The organism is Streptomyces sp. NPDC025721 (assembly GCF_055558595.1).
The window spans coordinates 73,742-90,897 of record NZ_JBVHMF010000001.1 but is presented as its reverse complement, the minus strand read 5'-3'; the positions used below and the strand labels follow the sequence as shown (position 1 = coordinate 90,897).

The 17,156-nt window shown below is 72.8% G+C and carries 13 protein-coding genes; 1 reads left to right on the top strand and 12 read right to left on the bottom strand.

The window, feature by feature from the left end; all coding sequences use genetic code 11:
• Positions 1–30 precede the first annotated feature (30 nt).
• From ACZ4EF_RS00460 to ACZ4EF_RS00415, 10 genes are all read right to left on the bottom strand, one after another.
• A complete protein-coding gene (locus ACZ4EF_RS00460; RefSeq protein WP_355335994.1) occupies positions 31–702 on the bottom strand; it encodes a response regulator transcription factor in 672 nt (223 codons plus the stop codon).
• The gene (locus ACZ4EF_RS00455) at positions 699–1,961 is read right to left on the bottom strand and encodes a sensor histidine kinase (protein ID WP_391042552.1); all 1,263 of its coding nucleotides are present in this window, start codon (positions 1,959–1,961) and stop codon (positions 699–701) included. The genes ACZ4EF_RS00460 and ACZ4EF_RS00455 overlap by 4 nt, the downstream gene beginning before the upstream one ends.
• Before the next feature lie 377 nt (positions 1,962–2,338).
• Positions 2,339–3,157, bottom strand: coding sequence for an ABC transporter permease (locus ACZ4EF_RS00450; RefSeq protein WP_467501954.1), 819 nt, complete (start codon positions 3,155–3,157; stop codon positions 2,339–2,341).
• Positions 3,157–4,086 (bottom strand): ABC transporter ATP-binding protein, encoded by a 930-nt coding sequence (locus tag ACZ4EF_RS00445; protein WP_355335988.1) that lies wholly within the window; start codon positions 4,084–4,086, stop codon positions 3,157–3,159. Before ACZ4EF_RS00445 ends, ACZ4EF_RS00450 begins: the two co-directional genes overlap by 1 nt.
• A 295-nt stretch (positions 4,087–4,381) precedes the next feature.
• The gene (locus ACZ4EF_RS00440) at positions 4,382–6,205 is read right to left on the bottom strand and encodes an alkyl/aryl-sulfatase (protein WP_401314709.1); all 1,824 of its coding nucleotides are present in this window, start codon (positions 6,203–6,205) and stop codon (positions 4,382–4,384) included.
• A gap of 160 nt (positions 6,206–6,365) precedes the next feature.
• A complete protein-coding gene (locus ACZ4EF_RS00435; RefSeq protein ID WP_391042544.1) occupies positions 6,366–7,691 on the bottom strand; it encodes a PP2C family protein-serine/threonine phosphatase in 1,326 nt (441 codons plus the stop codon).
• A 496-nt stretch (positions 7,692–8,187) separates the two neighbouring features.
• Positions 8,188–8,598, bottom strand: a complete 411-nt coding sequence (locus ACZ4EF_RS00430) for a ricin-type beta-trefoil lectin domain protein (protein ID WP_467501950.1) — start codon at positions 8,596–8,598, stop codon at positions 8,188–8,190.
• On the bottom strand, positions 8,498–9,046 hold the full coding sequence (locus tag ACZ4EF_RS00425; RefSeq protein ID WP_355335982.1) for an EF-hand domain-containing protein: 549 nt from the start codon (positions 9,044–9,046) through the stop codon (positions 8,498–8,500). The genes ACZ4EF_RS00430 and ACZ4EF_RS00425 overlap by 101 nt, the downstream gene beginning before the upstream one ends.
• A 309-nt stretch (positions 9,047–9,355) precedes the next feature.
• Entirely contained in the window at positions 9,356–9,973 is a 618-nt protein-coding gene (locus ACZ4EF_RS00420; RefSeq protein WP_401718473.1) for a DUF6879 family protein, read from the bottom strand.
• The gene (locus ACZ4EF_RS00415) at positions 9,966–10,235 is read right to left on the bottom strand and encodes a hypothetical protein (RefSeq protein WP_188284120.1); all 270 of its coding nucleotides are present in this window, start codon (positions 10,233–10,235) and stop codon (positions 9,966–9,968) included. The genes ACZ4EF_RS00420 and ACZ4EF_RS00415 overlap by 8 nt, the downstream gene beginning before the upstream one ends.
• 475 nt (positions 10,236–10,710) lie before the next feature.
• On the opposite strand from ACZ4EF_RS00415, the gene ACZ4EF_RS00410 reads away from it, so the two are divergent.
• Complete coding sequence (locus tag ACZ4EF_RS00410) at positions 10,711–12,843, top strand: tetratricopeptide repeat protein (protein ID WP_467502615.1); 2,133 nt, start codon at positions 10,711–10,713, stop codon at positions 12,841–12,843.
• A gap of 5 nt (positions 12,844–12,848) precedes the next feature.
• On the opposite strand, the gene ACZ4EF_RS00405 is transcribed toward ACZ4EF_RS00410, so the two are convergent.
• Positions 12,849–14,909 carry a nuclease-related domain-containing DEAD/DEAH box helicase gene (locus ACZ4EF_RS00405; RefSeq protein ID WP_467501947.1) on the bottom strand — a complete coding sequence of 687 codons (2,061 nt, stop codon included), beginning with the start codon at positions 14,907–14,909 and terminating at the stop codon, positions 12,849–12,851.
• A 194-nt stretch (positions 14,910–15,103) separates the two neighbouring features.
• Positions 15,104–17,113, bottom strand: coding sequence for an ATP-binding cassette domain-containing protein (locus tag ACZ4EF_RS00400; RefSeq protein ID WP_467501945.1), 2,010 nt, complete (start codon positions 17,111–17,113; stop codon positions 15,104–15,106).
• Between the last annotated feature and the right edge of the window lie 43 nt (positions 17,114–17,156).

Sequence of the window (17,156 nt, the reverse complement as noted above, 5' to 3'; positions counted from 1 at the left end):
GAGGGCGGCGGAATCCGTACGTTCCGGCGGTCAGCGTTTGGAGCGGACCAGGCCGGCGTCGTAGGCGAGGATGACGGCTTGGATGCGGTCGCGGGCGCCGATCTTGGCGAGGACGCGGCCGACGTGTTTTTTGACGGTGGACTCGGAGAGGACCAGGTGGCGGGCGATCTCGGAGTTGGTCCAGCCGTTGCCGATGGCGACGAGGACTTCGCGTTCGCGGGCGCTGAGTTCGCGGAGTCGGGGGTCCTGGGCGGCCGGGGAGTCGGGCGGGGTGAGGACGTGGTGGGCGTGGGCGTCGAGGAGGCGGCGGGTGAGGCTGGGGGCGACGACGGCGTCACCGGTGGCCACGGCCTGGATGCCCGAGACGAGTTCCTCGGGGCCCGCGTCCTTGAGGAGGAAGCCGCTGGCCCCGGCGCGCAGACCCTCGTAGGCGTACTCGTCGAGGTCGAAGGTGGTCACGATGAGGACGCGGGTACGGCCGCCGGCCGCGATGATCTGGCGGGTGGCCTCCAGCCCGTCCATGCCGGGCATGCGGATGTCCATGAGGACGACGTCGGGGCGCAGTTCGGCGGCCATGCGGACGGCCTCGGCGCCGTGGGTGGCCTCGCCGACGGGGGTCACGCCGGGGCTGCCCTCGAGGAGCATGCGCAGGCCGAAGCGCTGCATGGGCTGGTCGTCGACGATCAGCACGGAGGTGGTCATGGCAGGTGGCTTTCCGCCTTGTGGTCGGTGGGGTCGACGGTCGCGTCGAGCTGGACGTCGACGGTCCATCCGGGCTGGTCGGTGGTGGGGCCGATGGTGACCGTACCGCCGTACAGGGCGACGCGCTGGCGGATGCCGACGAGGCCGTGGCCGTGCTCGTCGTCCCCGGTGGCGGGCGCCGCGGGGCCGGCGGCGTGCGACGGGGGGCCGGTGTCGGTGACGCGGATGCGTACCGTCCCCGCGTCGGCGGTCACGGTGACCTGCGAGGCGGTGGCCGTACCGGCGTGCTTGAGGGTGTTGGTCAGGGCTTCCTGGACGATGCGGTAGACGGTGAGTTGCAGGCCCTCGCCCAGTTTGGCGAGTTCGCCCGTGGTGCGGTACGTGACCGCGAGGCCCGCCGCGCGGACCCGTGCGAGGAGCATGTCGAGGTCGCCGATGCCCGGTTGCGGTCTGAGCCGCCGGTCCGCGGCGTCGTCGTCCCCGCGCAGGACGCCGAGCACGCGGCGCAGTTCGCCCAGCGCCTGCCGCCCGGTGTCGCCGACCATGCGCAGGACCGGGGTCGAGCTCTCGTTGTTGCGGGCGGCGAGCGTCGAGGCGCCGTCGGCGAGGGTGACCATGACGGAGAGGTTGTGGCCGACGATGTCGTGCATCTCGCGGGCGATACGGGTGCGTTCGGCGGCGGCGGTGAGCCTCGCGCGCTGGTCCCGTTCGACCTCCAGGCGCCGGGCGCGGTCCTCCAGCGCGGTCAGGTACAACCTGCGGGTCCGCAGGGTCAGACCGGTGGCGACGGCGGCGGTCACCAGTCCGAGGAGGAAGAAGAGGACGAGGAACTCGCTGCCCGCGGGCTCCAGGGCGAAGACGTCGACCACGTTCGCGGCGGCGGCCACGGCGGTGGCCCAGCCCAGCACGCGCGGGGAGCTGTGCCGGGCGACATTGTGCAGGGCGATGAGCGGGCTGAACGAGGCGACGAGCCCGGCGTCCATCGCGGACTGGACGAGGAAGGCGGCGATCGTCACGACCAGCACGGTGGCCGGGGCGCGGCGGCGCCACCACAGCGGCAGGACGAGCGCGGCGAACAGCACGTAGAGGGTGGCGGTCGACGGCGCCCCGTGCGCGTCGGCCGCCGCGACGGCCGCGGGCGCGCCGCCGGAGAGCAGGTTGGGCAGGCAGACGCCCGCGAAGAGCAGGACGACCGCGGTGTCCAGCAGCCAGGGGTGCCGCCGGTCGTACTCCCGCAGGAGGCCGCTGGCTTGCAGCATGAGGTTCAGGACCGGGTGCCCCAGGGCGGCCTCGGGACCGAGGGACGGCACCGGCGTCCCCCGGTCCGGGGCGGCGAAGGCGGTTCGGGGGTCGCGGTCGGAGAATCCGGCCCCGGGGCCCCGGTCCCGGGCGGAGACCTCGACGCGGGGGTCTCGCCTCCTGGCCAGAAACCCGACCCTGAGATCCCGCCTCCCGGCCAGGAACCGCGCCCTGGCATCCCGGCCCCGCGCCCTGACATCCCGGCCCCGCGCCGAAAGCCCGTCCCTGACATCCCGGCCCCGGGCCGCGATCGTGGCCCTGAAGTCCCGGTCCCGGTGCATAAGCCTCATTGTCACCGCTGGTGACCCTTCCGACGAACGGTCGGCCGCCGCGACGATCAGACGTCGGACCGCTTCAGCCGGATGGCTGCGGCGCCCAGGGCCACGGCCACCCAGGCGGCGAAGACGGCGAGTCCCGCGCCGGGCGACAGGGAGTCCGATGCCTTGTGCAGGGCGTAGATCGCCGAGCCCGCATTGCCGGGGGTGTACCGCTCGACCGCGTCCTGGAGCGAGTCGGGCAGCAGCGCGGTCAGGCCGGGCAGCAGCATCAGCAGGCCGACCAGGGCGGCGATGCTCCCGGAGGTGGAGCGGATCAGCGTCCCCAGGGCCACGCCGAACACGGCGAACAGCGCGAGGTAGACGCCGGCGCCGACCAGGCCGCGCAGCACGCCCTCGTCGCCCAGGGACAGCGCGATGTCGTCGCCGCGCAGGCTCGTCGCGCCCAGGCCGAAGGTGACCACGGCGGCGACCGCGGTGAGGACCAGGACCAGCGAGCCGATCACGGCGCTCTTCGACGCCAGGACCGGCCACCGGCGCGGTACCGCCACGTAGGTCGAACGGACCATGCCGGTGCTGTACTCGCCCGCGGACATCATCACCCCGAGCACGCCGACGATCAGGCCGGTGACGCCCGCGCCCGTCAGCGCGAGGCCGACCGGGTCGTCGGGCGTCCCGGTCGCGTCGGCGCCGGGGGGACGGTAGACGGCGGCGGCGATCACGCCGAAGGCGACGAGTACGGCGACCGAGGCCCCCAGGGTGATCCAACTGGAGCGCAGCGAAAGGAACTTGCTCAGCTCCGAGCGCAGGACGCGGCGGCCGGTCACCCCCTGCCCGTCCCGGTCGGCGCGTACGGCGACGGCGATCGTGTCGGTGGTCATCAGGCGGCCTTCCGCTCGGTGCCCGCGGGGTCGCTGTGGTACTCCACGGAGTCATGGGTGAGGCGCATGAAGGCCGTCTCCAACGAGACGGTCTGCGGGGCCAGTTCGTACAGCGCGATCCCGCAGTGCGCGGCGACCGTACCGATGTCGCGGGCCGCCCAGCCGTGGACGAGCAACTCCTCGTCGGAGGAGGACGTGATGGTGACGCCCGGCGCGGCCAGCGCGTCCCGCAGTCGGGCGGCCTCGCCGCTGACGACCCGCACCCCGCCGCCGCCGGCCTGGTGCGTGAAGTCCTTGAGCGAGGTGTCGGCGAGGAGCCGTCCGCGCCCGATGACCACGAGGTGATCGGCGATCAGCTCCATCTCGCTCATCAGGTGCGAGGAGAGCATCACGGCCCGGCCCTCGGCGGCCAGCCCGGTCAGCAGATTGCGCACCCACAGCACGCCCTCGGGGTCGAGGCCGTTGACCGGCTCGTCGAGCATGACGGCCTCGGGGTCGCCGAGCAGGGCGGCGGCGATGCCGAGGCGCTGGCCCATGCCGAGCGAGAACGCGCCCACCCGCTTGCCCGCCACGCTGCCGAGTCCGGCCAGTTCGATGACCTCGTCCACCCGGCCGCGCGGAATGCCGTGCGTGAGCGCGAGCGCCTTCAGGTGCCCGAACGCGCTGCGCCCCGGGTGGACCCCCTTGGCGTCGAGCAGGACGCCGATCTGGCGCAACGGCGCCCGGTGCCGGGCGTACGGGCGGCCCCCGACGGTCGCCGAGCCCCGGGTCGGGGCGTCCAGGCCGACGATCATGCGCATCGTCGTCGACTTCCCCGCGCCGTTCGGCCCGAGGAAGCCCGTCACCTCACCGGGCTTCACGGAGAACGACAGCCGGTCGACCACCGTCTTGTCCCCGTACCGCTTCGTCAGTTCACGCACTTCGATCATCGGCCTCTGGTCCCCTGGTCCTCTCACGTCCCGCGCGCACGCCTCGCGTACGGAACTCACGCGCTCACCGCGTTCGCAGCAGTCGTCGCACTCATCGCGCTCGTCGCGCTCGTCGCGCTCGTCACACTCATCGCGCTCGTCGCGCTCCTCGCACTCGTCGAGAACGCGGCGCGACCCGCACCTTCGACGTTACGAGGGCGGGCGGGGCGATCCCTGGAACCGTGGGAGACCCTTCGGCACGGCACTGGTACCGCGGTACCAGTGCGCTCTCATCACCCAGAACGACGGGCGCCGCTCACGGCGTGACGAGGGGGAAGTCCGGGTCCGGGGTGGCGAGGAGGGAGAGGAGGCGGGAGAGGGTGTCGGGGGTGCCCTCGGTGGTCACGTTGTCGAGGTTCCGGGTGGCGAGGGCGGTGAGGAGCTGGGCTTGGGTGAGGGTCAGGGTGAGGTCCGCGGTGGTGGCGGTGGGGGCGCCGGGAGTGGACCGGTAGGTGAGGGCGCCGTTGGACAGGGTCAGGCGCCAGGTGCGGCGGTGGTCGGTGACGTGCCAGTCCATCGTCAGCCGGGTGTCCCAGGCGCGGGGGCCGTCGACGCGGACGGCGAGGGAGTCGATGAGCTGGTCGACGGTGAGGGCCATCGCCATCTCGGGGTTGGCGGTGTCGAGGCGGACCTTGGCGAGGCGGCCGCGCAGCTCCATGGCGCCGGTGAGGTAGAAGTTGCGCCAGGTGCCGTTCTCCGCGCCCTGGCCGAGGCGGTCGTAGACGGCGGCCAGCGCCTCGCGCGCGCCCCGGTGTCCGGGCTCGGCGAACACGGCGTGGTTGAGGAGCGTGGCGGCGAACCGCAGGTCGTCGGCGTCGGCGTACTCCCGGCCCTTGGCCACGAGGGCGTCGGTGCCGCCGTAGTCGGCGGCGAAGCGGCGGGCCTGCTCGACCGGCGGGTGCTCCCACAGATGGGCCGGGTTGCCGTCGAACCAGCCCATGTAGCGCTGGTAGACCGCCTTGACGTTGTGCGAGACCGAGCCGTAGTAGCCGCGGGCCGCCCACGTACGTTCCAGAGCGGGCGGGAGGGTGAGCTCCTCGGCGATCTCCGGGCCGGTCAGGCCCTGGTTGATGAGCCGCAGGGTCTGGTCGTGGAGGTAGGAGTAGAGGTCGCGCTGCCCGGTGAGGAACGCGGTGATCTCCTCCTGGCCCCAGGTGGGCCAGTGGTGCGAGGCGAAGACGACGTCCGCCTTGCCCTCGAACATCGCCAGGGCCTCGGAGAGGTAGTGCGCCCAGATCCGGGGGTCGCGGACGACCGCGCCGCGCAGGGTCAGCACATTGTGCAGCGTGTGGGTGGCGTTCTCGGCCATGCACAGGGCCCGGTGGTCGGGGAAGAGGAAGTTCATCTCCGAGGGGGCCTCGGTGCCGGGGGTGAGCTGGAAGGCGATGCGTACGCCGTCGACTGTCTCCTCCTGCCCGGTGCTGGTGATGTGCACCGTCGGCGGCACCAGGCTGATCGTGCCGGTCGAGGTCGTCGCGCCGAGACCGGCGCCGATCTGGCCCGCCGGTCCCTTGGGCAGCTCCGCCCCGTACATGTAGACCGCGCGGCGGGTCATCGCGGTGCCCGCGTACACGTTCTCCGCGACCGCGTGCTCCAGGAATCCGGCCGGGGCCAGGACCGGGATGTCCTGCTCGCTGCCGTGCGGGACGATGGCGCGCGAGCCGCCGAAGTGGTCGCCGTGGGAGTGGGTGTAGACCAATCCGGTGACCGGGCGGTCGCCGCGGTGCTCGCGGTACAGCGCCAGGGCCGCCGCCGCGGTCTCCGTCGAGATCAGCGGGTCGATGACGACGACGCCGCGCTCCCCCTCGACCAGGGTCATGTTCGACAGGTCGAACCCCCTGACCTGGTAGATCCCCCGCGTGACCTCGTACAGGCCGTACCGGGCGCAGAGCTGCCCCTGCCGCCACAGCGACGGATTCGCGGTCGGCGGGCACTGCGCCGCCGTCATGAACGCGTACGCCCCGCAGTCCCACACCACCGACCCGTCCTCGGCCGTCACCGCGGTGGACGCGGGCGCGGCGACGAAGCCGCGGTCGGCGTTCGCGAAGTCCCGTACGTCGTCGAAAGGGAGGTCAGCCATGAGACGAGGCTAGGGCGCTATGCGGCTTTTGTCCTCGGGGCGCCGAGGTGAATCGCTGAGGTGAGCAGGGGGCGGCGGCCCGGCGGCGCGAGCGGTCAGAGACCGGCCGTGCGGGGCGGGGCGGGGCGGGGTCAGAGACCGGCCGTGCGGGGCGGTCAGGTCAGAGACCGGCCGTGCGGGGCGGGACGCGGAGCGCCAGTAGGGCGGTGTCGTCGCTCGCCCACCCACCGCTGTGGTCGTCGAGGACGCGGCCGATCCGCTGGACGACGGAAGGGGCGTCCATGCCGTGGCAGGCGGCGAGGGCGGCGGCGAGATTCTCCTCGCCGAACAGCGGCCGCGGGGCTCCGGGGACGATGGGGCGGGGACGGGCCTCGGTGGCGCCGTCGGTGTAGAGCAGTAGCGTGTCGCCGGGCGCGAGCCGGAAGCGGACGTCGGTGAGGTGCACGTCGGGCAGGACGCCCAGCAGGCTGCCGCGGCGGCCCGACTCCTGGACGCGGCCGTCGGCGCGCAGGATCAGGGCGGGCGGGTGCCCGGCGGTGCACAGGCGGCCGGACACGCCGGTGGCGGTGGTACGGAAGGTGGCGTGCACGGCGGTCAGGAACCGGCCGTCCGTGCGCTGGTCGAGCAGCGCGGAATTGAGGTGGTCGAGGACCACGGCGGGCGACAGGTGCTGCGTGGCCTGCGCGCGCAGGGTGTACCGGGCCAGCGCCGTGACCTTGGCGGCCTCCGGGCCCTTCCCGCACACGTCGCCCATCGTGGCGCACCACCAGGGGCCGCGGGCCTGGAAGAGGTCGTAGAAGTCGCCGACGACCATGCCGCCGTCCGCCGGGGTGTACGAGGCGGCGGCGTCCAGACCGGAGACCGTCGGCAGGACGGGCGGCAGGAAACTGTCCTGGAGGCTGCGTACGAGGTCGGTGGTCGCGGCCAGCGCGGTGCGCGCCGTCTCCAGCGAGGTCCGCAGATTGATCTCGTTGCCGACCGCCCGCGCGAGGGTGGCCAGCGTGGCCAGTTCCGTCGGGCGCCAGGCGTGCGGGCGGTCGTCGATCACGCACATGCTGCCCAGCACCTCGCCGCCCGGTCCGAGAATCGGGTAACCCGCCCACGCGCCGATCTTCATCGGCTGTACGGAGGGGTGGTCGCGGGTGCGCGGGTCGGTGGCCGCGTCCTCGACGGCGAAGGGCTCGCCGTCCAGGCCGACCAAGAAGTAGCAGAAGCTCTCCCGCACCGGATTCTGCCGACCCGCGATCTCCGTGATGTCGACCCCGACGCACGACTTCCAGAACGAGCGGCGCTCGTCGACCAGCGTGATGAACGCCCGTGAGCAGCCGGTCACCGCACCGGCCAGGGCCGCCAGGTCCTCGAACTCCGGCTCGGGACCGGTGTCCAGCAGGCCGGTCGCCGCCACCGCGGCCAGCCGCCGCGGATCGTCGAGCGCGGCGGGCAGCCCGTCCGCCCGCAGCCCGCCCCGGAAAGCCACACCCTGCATCGCAGCGCCCTCCCGGACGATCCCGGCCACCCGCGACCGGGGGCCAGAGAGGAGCCGCCGCGCACACCGACGGACGCCAAACATTTGACGTATGGCAACAATAACCACGGACGGGGGCGGGGAGCGGTCGGGCGGGCCACATTCTCCCGCCGCGGGAGGCCGGGCGGCGGCGGGGAGCCGGGCACGCCACGGCCACGGGCACCGCGACGCCGAGCGGTGTGATCGTGAGCACAGGGGCCGCGGGTGCGGCCGGTGCCTGGTCCGGGCTGATTCCGGGAGCGGCCGGGGCATGGTCGGGGCCTGATCCGGGCCTGAACCCGGAGCGGCCGGTGGCTGGTCCGGGCCCGGTCGGGGAGGCCGGGCGTCGGGGGCGGGCGTAGAGACGTACCGCGGGGGCGTACGTACGCGGGCACGTACGCCCCTCCCGCCGCGGCCGGGACCCGCGCACCGGCTTCTCGATGCACCGGCCGCCCACCCGCCCGAGGCCGGGCCGGGCTCAGCCCGGAAGCGTCCACGCCTGGTTCGCGCCCCCGTCGCAGTCCCAGATCTGCAACCGCGTCCAGTCGGCCGCCGAGAAGCCCGGATCGTCGAGGCAGCGGCCCGACCGCGGATTGAGCAGCGGCCCGTCGGACCGCGCGACCCAGCGCTGATTCGCGCCGCCGTTGCAGGTGTAGAGCTGGACGGCCGTGCCGTTCGCGGTGCCGCTGTTCGCGATGTCGACGCACTTGCCGGGGATGCCGGAGGTGATCGCGCCTGCCGTCGTGACGCGGGCCCGGCGCCCCCCGCACGGGCCCGCGGCGGCGACCTCAGTGCCGCTGCGTCGGGAACCGTCCGCACAGCCAGTTGCCCGGCTCCGCCGGGTCGTCGCTGATCCAGAACTGGCGCCACAGCAGGGTGAATTCCTCACGGCTGAGGTGGCCGTCCCCGTTGAGGTCGAGGAGTTCGAAGACGCCGGTCATGTCGACGGGCCGGCCGTTCCAGGTCTCCACGAGCGTGCGGTGCTCCTCCGGGGAGATGACGCCGTCACCGTTGGCGTCCACGGCCTCGAACACGGTGTCGGCGGTGGCGACGACGTCCGCGATCATCGTGGGCAACCGGTCGACGAGCGCGAGCAGTTCACCCCAGTCGACCGCGCCGTCCCCATTGGTGTCGCCGGTCTCCAGCAGCGCCGCCCACCAGCCCATCAGCAGCGTCTCGACGCGTGCGCGCAACTCCGTGCCCGGCGCCACCGCGGGCAGCCGGTTCCAGCGGGCGACGAGCGCCCTGAAGTCCTCCTCGCGCAGGTAGCCGTCACCGTCGGCGTCGAACGCGCCGAACATCCCCCTGAGCTTCTGCTCCTGAAACGCGCTGGCCATGAGCGGTCCCCCTCGACCTCGACCCGAACCACGAAGCACCCGTGCCCGCCGTCGCGCGGCGACAGCGGGCAACAATCAACGGTAGGCCGGGACGCGCTCGCGCCACCACAAGCACATATGTATGGACATTCACCCTTCGGGGCCAGCCGCGCCCCGGCCCCCAACACCCGTCCGCCGCGCGGCAGTCGACCCGTGACGGATGCGGGGAGACGCCGGACGGACGCGTCCGCTCCGCGGCCCCCACCTGGCACCTCACCGCCTGCGTGGTCCTCGCGAACGCCTAGGGGCCGCCCGGCGGTCGGCGGCCGACTAGCCGACGCCGTCGATGACCGGCGGTGAGAGCGTGGCGATCTCGCGGTCGAAGAAGTCGCCGAAGGGCTCGCCCCGCGCGTAGAGCGACGCGAACCCCGCCCTGGTCTCGGCGATCAGGGCGGGTTCCGCGTACCTCCTGGCCCCGTCCGCGTTTCCCTCGTCGTCGTACTGCACCTCGTACATCACCACGTCACCGAGGATCACGACCTCCGGCACCGTGCGCTCGCGCTCGATGTCCGCGATCGTCCGCGCGTCCAGGACCCTGATCCGGTCGCCCACGGCCGCGCGCAGGCGCAGGACGTGCAATTCCCACTGCACGTACGGCGTCACGGGGAATTCGACGACTCGGAGCCGCCGCTGCGCGACGCCCAGATCCTCCGCCTCGGCGAACTGCCGGGCGTAGGCCGGACGCCTTTCCTCGATGAGCGCGAGTGCTTCTTCCCAGCGCCCGGCGGCGAATGCCTCCCAGCTCGCGAAACCGCGTTCCTGGAAATGCTGGCCGCGTTCCAGCTTGTCCTGGCTCCTGACGCCGCTTTTGAGGATCCGGAAGAATTCCTCGTGGTAGGCGGGCCGGGCGAGGCGTTCGAAGGTGCCGTTGGGAAAGGAGTCAAACACTGGGAATGTCCGGTTTCGCCGCGATCAGCATGTTTCTCGGGATGACGACGAGTCGCTCGTCGGAGCCGACCGAGACCCCGGCGGGCAGATTCCGCCCGAGGGAGGCCGTCAGATCCCGGCCGATGACGGCGATGTCGCCGTTCTCCAGCTCCCAGATGTCGGGGCAGTCGGGGGTGTCGGTCGTATTCCCCAGCTCCTGAGGTGATTTACCGAGGCGCTTTAAGAATGTGGTGTCGGGATCTGCTTCCCATGGTCTGGTCATGGTTGCCCCCAGGATCGGCTGCGTACTGTCGTACCGCGTGCGGATCGTACCCGCATCGGCGTCACTACAGCCGGAGCGTACCCGATAACCAGCCGTCTGGCATATGCCACGACGGCGGCGACCGCCTTCGGATGCCTATCGCAATTCGACTCCCGGTGCAATAATGATCCACGCCGGACGTGAACGGTCCTCGAATTGGCTCAAAGCCAATATGATCAGATTATTGAATGGTAGGGGGAGCTGTGGATCCGGAACTCGCGGTGCTCACGCGGACCGCCGGAGCCCCCGTGGTCGCCCCGATGGCGACCCACGCCTGGCGGACCACGCGTCACCGCGTCCTGGCACAAGGGCGCCGCGCCCGGACCGGTCGCTTCCAGCCCGCTCGCCTCCGGACCGGCCGCTTCCCGCCCGGCCGCGCCCAAACCCGCCGCGCCCAGCGCGTCACCGAGCGGTGAGCGGTACGACCGGCGGGTCCATGGACGGCCGCGCCCAGGACGACGGCCGGGTCTACCAGGCGTCGGGAGATCAGCACATCAGCGAGCACCACCACTACGACGGCGGGCCGCAGGCCCCGGCCGGTCCCGACTCGGTGCGCCGGCCCGCCGTCGGCCGCCCGCCCCTGGTCCTGCGGGACCGCACCGAAGTCCTCGACCGGTTGAGGAGCGCCCTCACCGCGCAGAGCGGCGACGACATCTTCGTGCTGTACGGCATGGGTGGCTGCGGCAAGACCGCGGTCGCCCACGCCTTCTTCCAGACCGCCACCGCCGAGTACGGTCGGGTGGGGCTCTGGGTGAACGCCACGGACCGGGCCAGCCTGCGCTCCGGGATGCTCGCGGTCGCCGCGGACCGCGGCGCGGCCGACGGCGAACTGCTGGCCGCCCGCAACGGCTACCGGCCCGCGGCCGACCTCGTCTGGCGGTACCTCGCCGGCTCCCCTGATCCCTGGCTGCTGGTGCTCGACAACGCGGACGACCCCGCGATCCTCAGCGACGGCAGCTGGCTGCGCACCAGTCCGCGGGGCACGGTGCTGGTGACCACGCGCCGAGCCGCACCCCGCTGGTGGCCCGGCGCGGAACTCCAGCACATCGGCGTCCTGCCGCGCGAGGACGCGGCGCGCGTCCTGCGCGACCTCGCCCCGCACACCGGCACGCTCGCCCAGGCCGCCGAGATCGCCGACCGCCTGGGCCGCCTCCCGCTCGCGCTCACCCTCGCGGGCGGCTTCCTCTCCCACCAGGTCATAGAGCCCTGGACGATGGATGTGTACGGACGCCATCTGGAGGAAGAACTCCCAGTCCAGTTGCTCGACCGAGGGGCCGATGCCTTGAGTGATGCGGACCCCCGCCATCTGGTGGGACAGACCTGGCAGTTGACGCTCGACGCCTTCGCGGCGCGCGGACTGCCCGAAGCGGTCGACCTGTTGCGTCTGATCGCCCGGCTGGCCCCCGAGCCGCTGCCGCTGTCGGTCCTCAACGACGACGGCATCAGCGCCGTATTGCCCCGCGGTCGCGCCGAGTCGGCGCTGCGCGCCCTGCTCGACCACTCGCTCGTCGAACGGGTCGACGTCGGCGACAACGCGGGGCTGCGCTGCGTTCTCGGGCACGGCGTACTGCTCGACAGTGTCGTGGCCGCCACCCCGGCGGCGCAGGCCCCTGTGCTGGACGCGACGGCCGGCCGCCTGCTCGGCGCCGCGCTGCCGGAGGTGCCCGACGCGGGCCCGTACGATCCGCGGCTGCGGCTCCTGGCGCCCCACGTACGCGCACTGCTCCGGCGGACGGGCGAACCCGCCGTCGTCGCCGAGGTGTTGGAGGTGGCCACCCGGCTGGCCACCGCGATGCACCGCACCGGCGACTACCCGTCGGCGTGGGAGACCGTCGGCGCGGCGGCGGACATCGCGGCGCGGACGCTCGGCGACGGGCACCGGGCCGTACTCGCGGCACGCTCACGCGCCGGACGGGTCCTGTTCCGGCTGGGCCGCTACACCGAGGCCGAGGAGTCGCTGCGGCGCACGCTCACCGCCCAGCGGCAGCGGTTCGGAGCCGACGACCCGGACAGCCTCGACAGCGCGCACGGGCTCCAACTCGTCCTGCGCAATCTCGGCCACGCCGAGGAGTCGCTGACGCTCCTGTACGCCACGGCCGCGGGCCGCCAGGCCGCGCTGGGGCCGTGGCATCCGCTGACGCTGCGCTCCCGGTCCAGCATCCTGGCCGCGCTCGGCGCCGCGGAACTGACCGCGGAGGACGGACGCACGGGCCTGCTGTCGCTGCCGGGGCAGTGCGCGGAACACCTCGGCGTCGACCACACCGTCTCCGTGGGGGCCCGCCACAACCACGCCTGGGCGCTCTTCCAGTTGGGCCGCCTCGAGGAAGCCGACAGCGAGATCGGCGAGGTGACCGAGACCTATCTGCACCGCTTCGGACCCGACTACCCCATCGCCCTCGCCGCCCGCCAGCTCCAGGCCCGCACCCGCACCGCGCTCGGTCACACCGACGAAGGCATCGCGCTCATGGACGACGTCGTCGCGCGCCGCGCCCAGAGCCTCGGCCAGGACCACCCCTTCACCGTCGCGAGCCGCGACCTCCTGCGGAGGCTGCGCGCCGAGCGTCCGTAGACGCGTCACGCTTGGACGACGGGAGTGACGCTGCCCAGCCAGAGGGTGTCGCGGGCGCGGGTCATGGCGACGAAGAGCTGGCTGCGGCCGAGTTCGCGGCGCTCGCGCTCGGTCTCGGAGAGCCCTTCGGCGCCGGTCAGCAGGGAGGTGTCGTACCGCGGAAGGTAGACGCGTTTGAACTCAAGTCCCTTGGCGCGCCGGTAGCTTCCGAGCTTGACGCCCTCGACGGCGTGACCGGCGTAGCGCTCCAGCGGGCAGACCGGGAGGCCGGAAGCCGTGAGGAGGTCGCGGTAGCGGCCGATGGCCCGTACGGAGGGGCAGAGCACGGCGGAGTCGGCCCGCTCGGCGGGGGTCAGGGCCAACAGCGCTTCCAGCAGGGCCCGGTCGTGGTCCTCGACGGTCGGCCGGTCCACACGCCGCACCTGGCCGTCGTGGTAGGTCAGGTCGACTTCCCTGGCGCCGGAGCTGCGTACGCCGTCGATGTCCTCGAAGGCGTCGTCGGCGACCACCGCGAGGGCCGCGTCGAGGATGTTCTTGCTGTTGCGGTAGTTGGTGCTGAGCACCTGCCCGCGCTCGCCGCGGATGTCGATGCCCGCGTCGGAGAGCCGGAATCCCCCGGGGTAGACGGCCTGTTGTCCGTCCCCGACGAGCAGCAGGCCGTTGGGAGCGTCGCCGATCAGGGCGTGCAGCAGCTTGACCCCGACGAGGGTCAGGTCCTGGACCTCGTCGACGATGACGGCCGCGTACGGCGCGGCCTCGGTGGAGCTGCTCGCCTCGGCGAGCGCGAGGGTCAGCACGTCGTTGAAGTCGTGCACGCCGCGTTGGACGCGCAGCGACTCGTACGCCTCGTAGAGTCCCCAGACCGCCTGCCGGTGGGGCCTTCGCAGGCCCACCCGACGGCGGCGGCGCGGCAGGACGGCGTATTCCTCGAAGGAGGTGATCCCGCGGCCCTTGATGACGTAGTCGATCTCGTCCTTCCAGTAGCGCGGCAGCGGGTCGAGTTCGGTCAGCGGGCTGTCGCGCCCGGCGTGCGTCCAGGCGAGGCTGAAGGCCGTCTCGGCCTTGTCCCCGTTCAGATTCACCGGCACACCGCGGTCCTGCGTGTACTGCTGCGCCCACGAGTGCAGGCTGCGGAACTCCACCCGGTCGGCGACCGCGGGGGACATCGCGTGCAGGAACGTCTCCTGCACGCGCGGGAGGTTGCTGGCGAAGGTCACGTACAGGACGCGTCCCGTGGTGCGTTGGGCGAGGTAGGACGCGCGGTGCAGACCGACGACGGTCTTGCCCGTACCGGCGGGTCCGCTGATACGGGCGGGGCCGGACCAGTTGCGGCGGACGAGGGCCATCTGGTCCTGGGCGAGGAAGGTCATCCACTGCTCGATCGGTGCCCGCATGGCGGCGTCCAACGCGGCCTCGCGCATGCCGTCGAGGTCGAACAGCCCTGCGGCGAGCTGCTCTTGGCGTCCGGAGCGCGGCACGCTGGACGGCGCCGTAGTCGACGTTGTGGCCGGCTCTGTGACCGGCTCTGTGACGGACGATCCCTCGTACTCGGGGAACACCCGCCCCAGGTGGTCGGCTATGACGCTCACCGAGGCGGCGTTGAGCCGGTGACGCTCCGCCAGCAGATACGGACCGACCTCCCGCTCCCCCAGGAGCCGGATTCTCCCCAGCGCGGTGTCCACGCGCTTGTCGGCGAAGACCATCAGCGGCCGGACCGCGACCGGGGACATCCCCAACGAGGCGACCGCCGTCTCGGCGGTCTTGGTCACCGCCGAGAGCTTGCGCGCGTGCTCGTCCCTCACCTCACCGCCCGCGAGGAGCCGGCCGTCCTCGACCTCCGGGTCGGCGCGCCAGTTCTTGACGTCCACGACGAAGACACCGGCGGGCCCGACCAGCAGCATGTCCACGTTCGCGGACCGCGTACCCGGCCACCGCCGGTCCACCAGAAGCCGCCAGCCGCGCTCGGTCAGCACCAACAACTGCGCGCTGACGCGCTGTTCGCCCTCGCTCGCGCTCTCCCACTGCCGCGCCTGCCGCCGCGCCGCCTGCCACTGCTCCCGCAGCAACCGCTCCTGCCGACGCGCCTCTTGAGCCCGCCGCGAAGCCGATCCCCCCGCCGCCATGGCCCACCCCCTCCCACGTAGCGCGACGATCATAGGACGCTCCGCTACGAAGCGGCAGGGGGCGTCGGCCGGGGCGAAGTGCGGCCGGACCGGCGGCGTGTCGGAAATTCCGGCGCCTCCGTAGTCGTCTCTCGGCCTCAGAGGTCGGCCGTCTGCTGCCGCTCCACGGGGCCGGGGGGCTGGGCGGGGATGCCGGGCGCGCGGTCGTTCTGGAGGAGCCAGAGGTCGTGGAAGAGGCCGGGTGTGACGCGGAGTTGGGCGAAGGTGCCGTATTGGACGAGGCGGCCCTGGTCGAGGACGGCGATCTTGTCGGCGACGGTGACGTTGGTGAGGCGGTGGGTGACCAGGACGACGGCGCGGTCGGCGGCGAGGGTGCGCAGGCCGGTGAAGATGCGGTGTTCGGCGCGGGGGTCGAGGGCGGCGGTGGGTTCGTCGAGGACGAGGAGTCCGGCGTCGCGGTGGAAGGCGCGGGCGAGGGCGACGCGTTGCCACTGGCCGCCGGAGAGTTCCTGGCCGCCCCACCACTCGCGGGCCAGGAGGGTGTCCAGGCCCGAGCGCAGGGACGTGACGACCTCGTCGGCGCCGGAGGCGTGGGCGGCCGTATCAACCGCCCTGTGCGGGTGGTCGGTTCGGGGCTGGCCCAGCGTGATGTTGTCGCGGGCGGTCAGCGGCCACTTCGCGTACTCCTGGGGTACGACGGCCACGCGTGACCAGGCGGCGTGCGCGTCCAGGGTGCGGGTGTCGGCGCCGTCCCAGACGACGGCGCCGCGGTCGGGGAGGTAGAGGGCGGACAGGAGTTTGCTGAGGGTGGTCTTGCCCGAGCCGTTCTCGCCGACCAGGGCGAGGACTTCGCCGCGCCGCACGTCGAGGCTGACATCGAGCAGGGCGGGCCGGTCGGCGTGCGGGTAGGTGTACGTGAGGCGGTCGGCGCGTACGACGGCCGGGCCGGTCGGTACGGTCTCGCCGCGGGCGATCCGGTGGCCACCGGCCTCGTCCAGGAAATCTGACCAGTCGTCAAGGTACATCCCGGTACGGAAGATGATGGCGCCGTAGCCGATGATGCCGCGCAGTCCTGAAGCGACCGTGCGCAGTGCGAACGTCGCCGTGCCCGCGGACGCGACGGACACGCGGCCGGTGCTGATCAGGAAGAGCAGCGCCGCCCAGACCGCTCCGGCCGCGACTCCCCCGGCCAGGCTCCCGACGAGCGACATCTTCGCCGCGCGCCAGGCGGCCCGGTCGGTCGCGGCGTCCACCCGCGCCCCGGCCGCGCGGTACTTGCCGAGCAGGAAGTCGGCCATCGTGCCGGAACGGATCTGGTCGGCGTGCTGCTTGTCGACCAGATTCCACCGCAGGACGCTCAGCAGGCGGCGGTCCTTCATCGTCTCCAGCGACGCGAGGTAGTTCAGCCGCGCCCCCCGTACGCCCGCGATGGCCTGCGGCAGCGCGGCCAGGACGAGCAGCGGCAGCAACACGGGGTGGACGCTGGTCAGTACGGCCGCGGCGGCGATCAACGATGCGGCGGCGGCGAGGATGTTCTGGGACTGGTTGAGCATGTCCTGCGAGACCTCGACGCCCCGGTCGGCCGCGTCCCAACGGTCGTTGTAGCCAGGGTGGTCGTACGCGGTCAGCTCCGCGTGGGTCGCCGCGTCCAGCAGCCGCAGCTCCGCCTCCCGCGAGATCCGCGGGGCCAGGCGCGTGGACAGACCGGTGATCGCGATGCCCAGCACCGCCCGTACGCCCGCCGCCGACGCCAACAGGGCCAGGGAGGGCGCGGCTTGGCGGAGCCGTTCGTCGATGTGGCCCGACGCGATGACGGCCGTGATCGTGCCGGTCACCGCCAGCAGGCCGAGCGCTTCCAGCACGCCGGACAGGACTTGGCAGGCGAGCAGCGCGGTGACCGCCTTGCGGTCCACGTGCCAGGCCATGCCGAGCGCCCGGCGCACCAGTTGGGGCAGTCGGCGGGCCATGGCGCGCAGCGTGATCGCGTAACCGGCCTCCTCGCTGCGGTCGCCCGGAAACGTCAGGCGCAACTCCTCCTCGGGTACGGCCTTTTCGTCGTCGCCGACAGCAGCGGTGCGCGCCGTGGATGTGGCCGTGGGGGGTTGGCCGGTCGTCGGAGGCTCTTCGGTCGTCGGGGGTTCGGTCATCGGTGTACGCCCTTCGCCGTGACGTGGCGGTCGGCACCGGACC

Bases quoted from the DNA above. Each gene is read 5' to 3' on its own strand.
- ACZ4EF_RS00460 (WP_355335994.1), bottom strand. From the start codon at position 702: ATGACCACCTCCGTGCTGATCGTCGACGACCAGCCCATGCAGCGCTTC.
- ACZ4EF_RS00455 (WP_391042552.1), bottom strand. From the start codon at position 1,961: ATGCTGCAAGCCAGCGGCCTCCTGCGGGAGTACGACCGGCGGCACCCC.
- ACZ4EF_RS00450 (WP_467501954.1), bottom strand. From the start codon at position 3,157: ATGACCACCGACACGATCGCCGTCGCCGTACGCGCCGACCGGGACGGG.
- ACZ4EF_RS00445 (WP_355335988.1), bottom strand. From the start codon at position 4,086: ATGATCGAAGTGCGTGAACTGACGAAGCGGTACGGGGACAAGACGGTG.
- ACZ4EF_RS00440 (WP_401314709.1), bottom strand. From the start codon at position 6,205: ATGGCTGACCTCCCTTTCGACGACGTACGGGACTTCGCGAACGCCGAC.
- ACZ4EF_RS00435 (WP_391042544.1), bottom strand. From the start codon at position 7,691: ATGCAGGGTGTGGCTTTCCGGGGCGGGCTGCGGGCGGACGGGCTGCCC.
- ACZ4EF_RS00425 (WP_355335982.1), bottom strand. From the start codon at position 9,046: ATGGCCAGCGCGTTTCAGGAGCAGAAGCTCAGGGGGATGTTCGGCGCG.
- ACZ4EF_RS00415 (WP_188284120.1), bottom strand. From the start codon at position 10,235: ATGACCAGACCATGGGAAGCAGATCCCGACACCACATTCTTAAAGCGC.
- ACZ4EF_RS00410 (WP_467502615.1), top strand. From the start codon at position 10,711: ATGGACGGCCGCGCCCAGGACGACGGCCGGGTCTACCAGGCGTCGGGA.
- ACZ4EF_RS00400 (WP_467501945.1), bottom strand. From the start codon at position 17,113: ATGACCGAACCCCCGACGACCGAAGAGCCTCCGACGACCGGCCAACCC.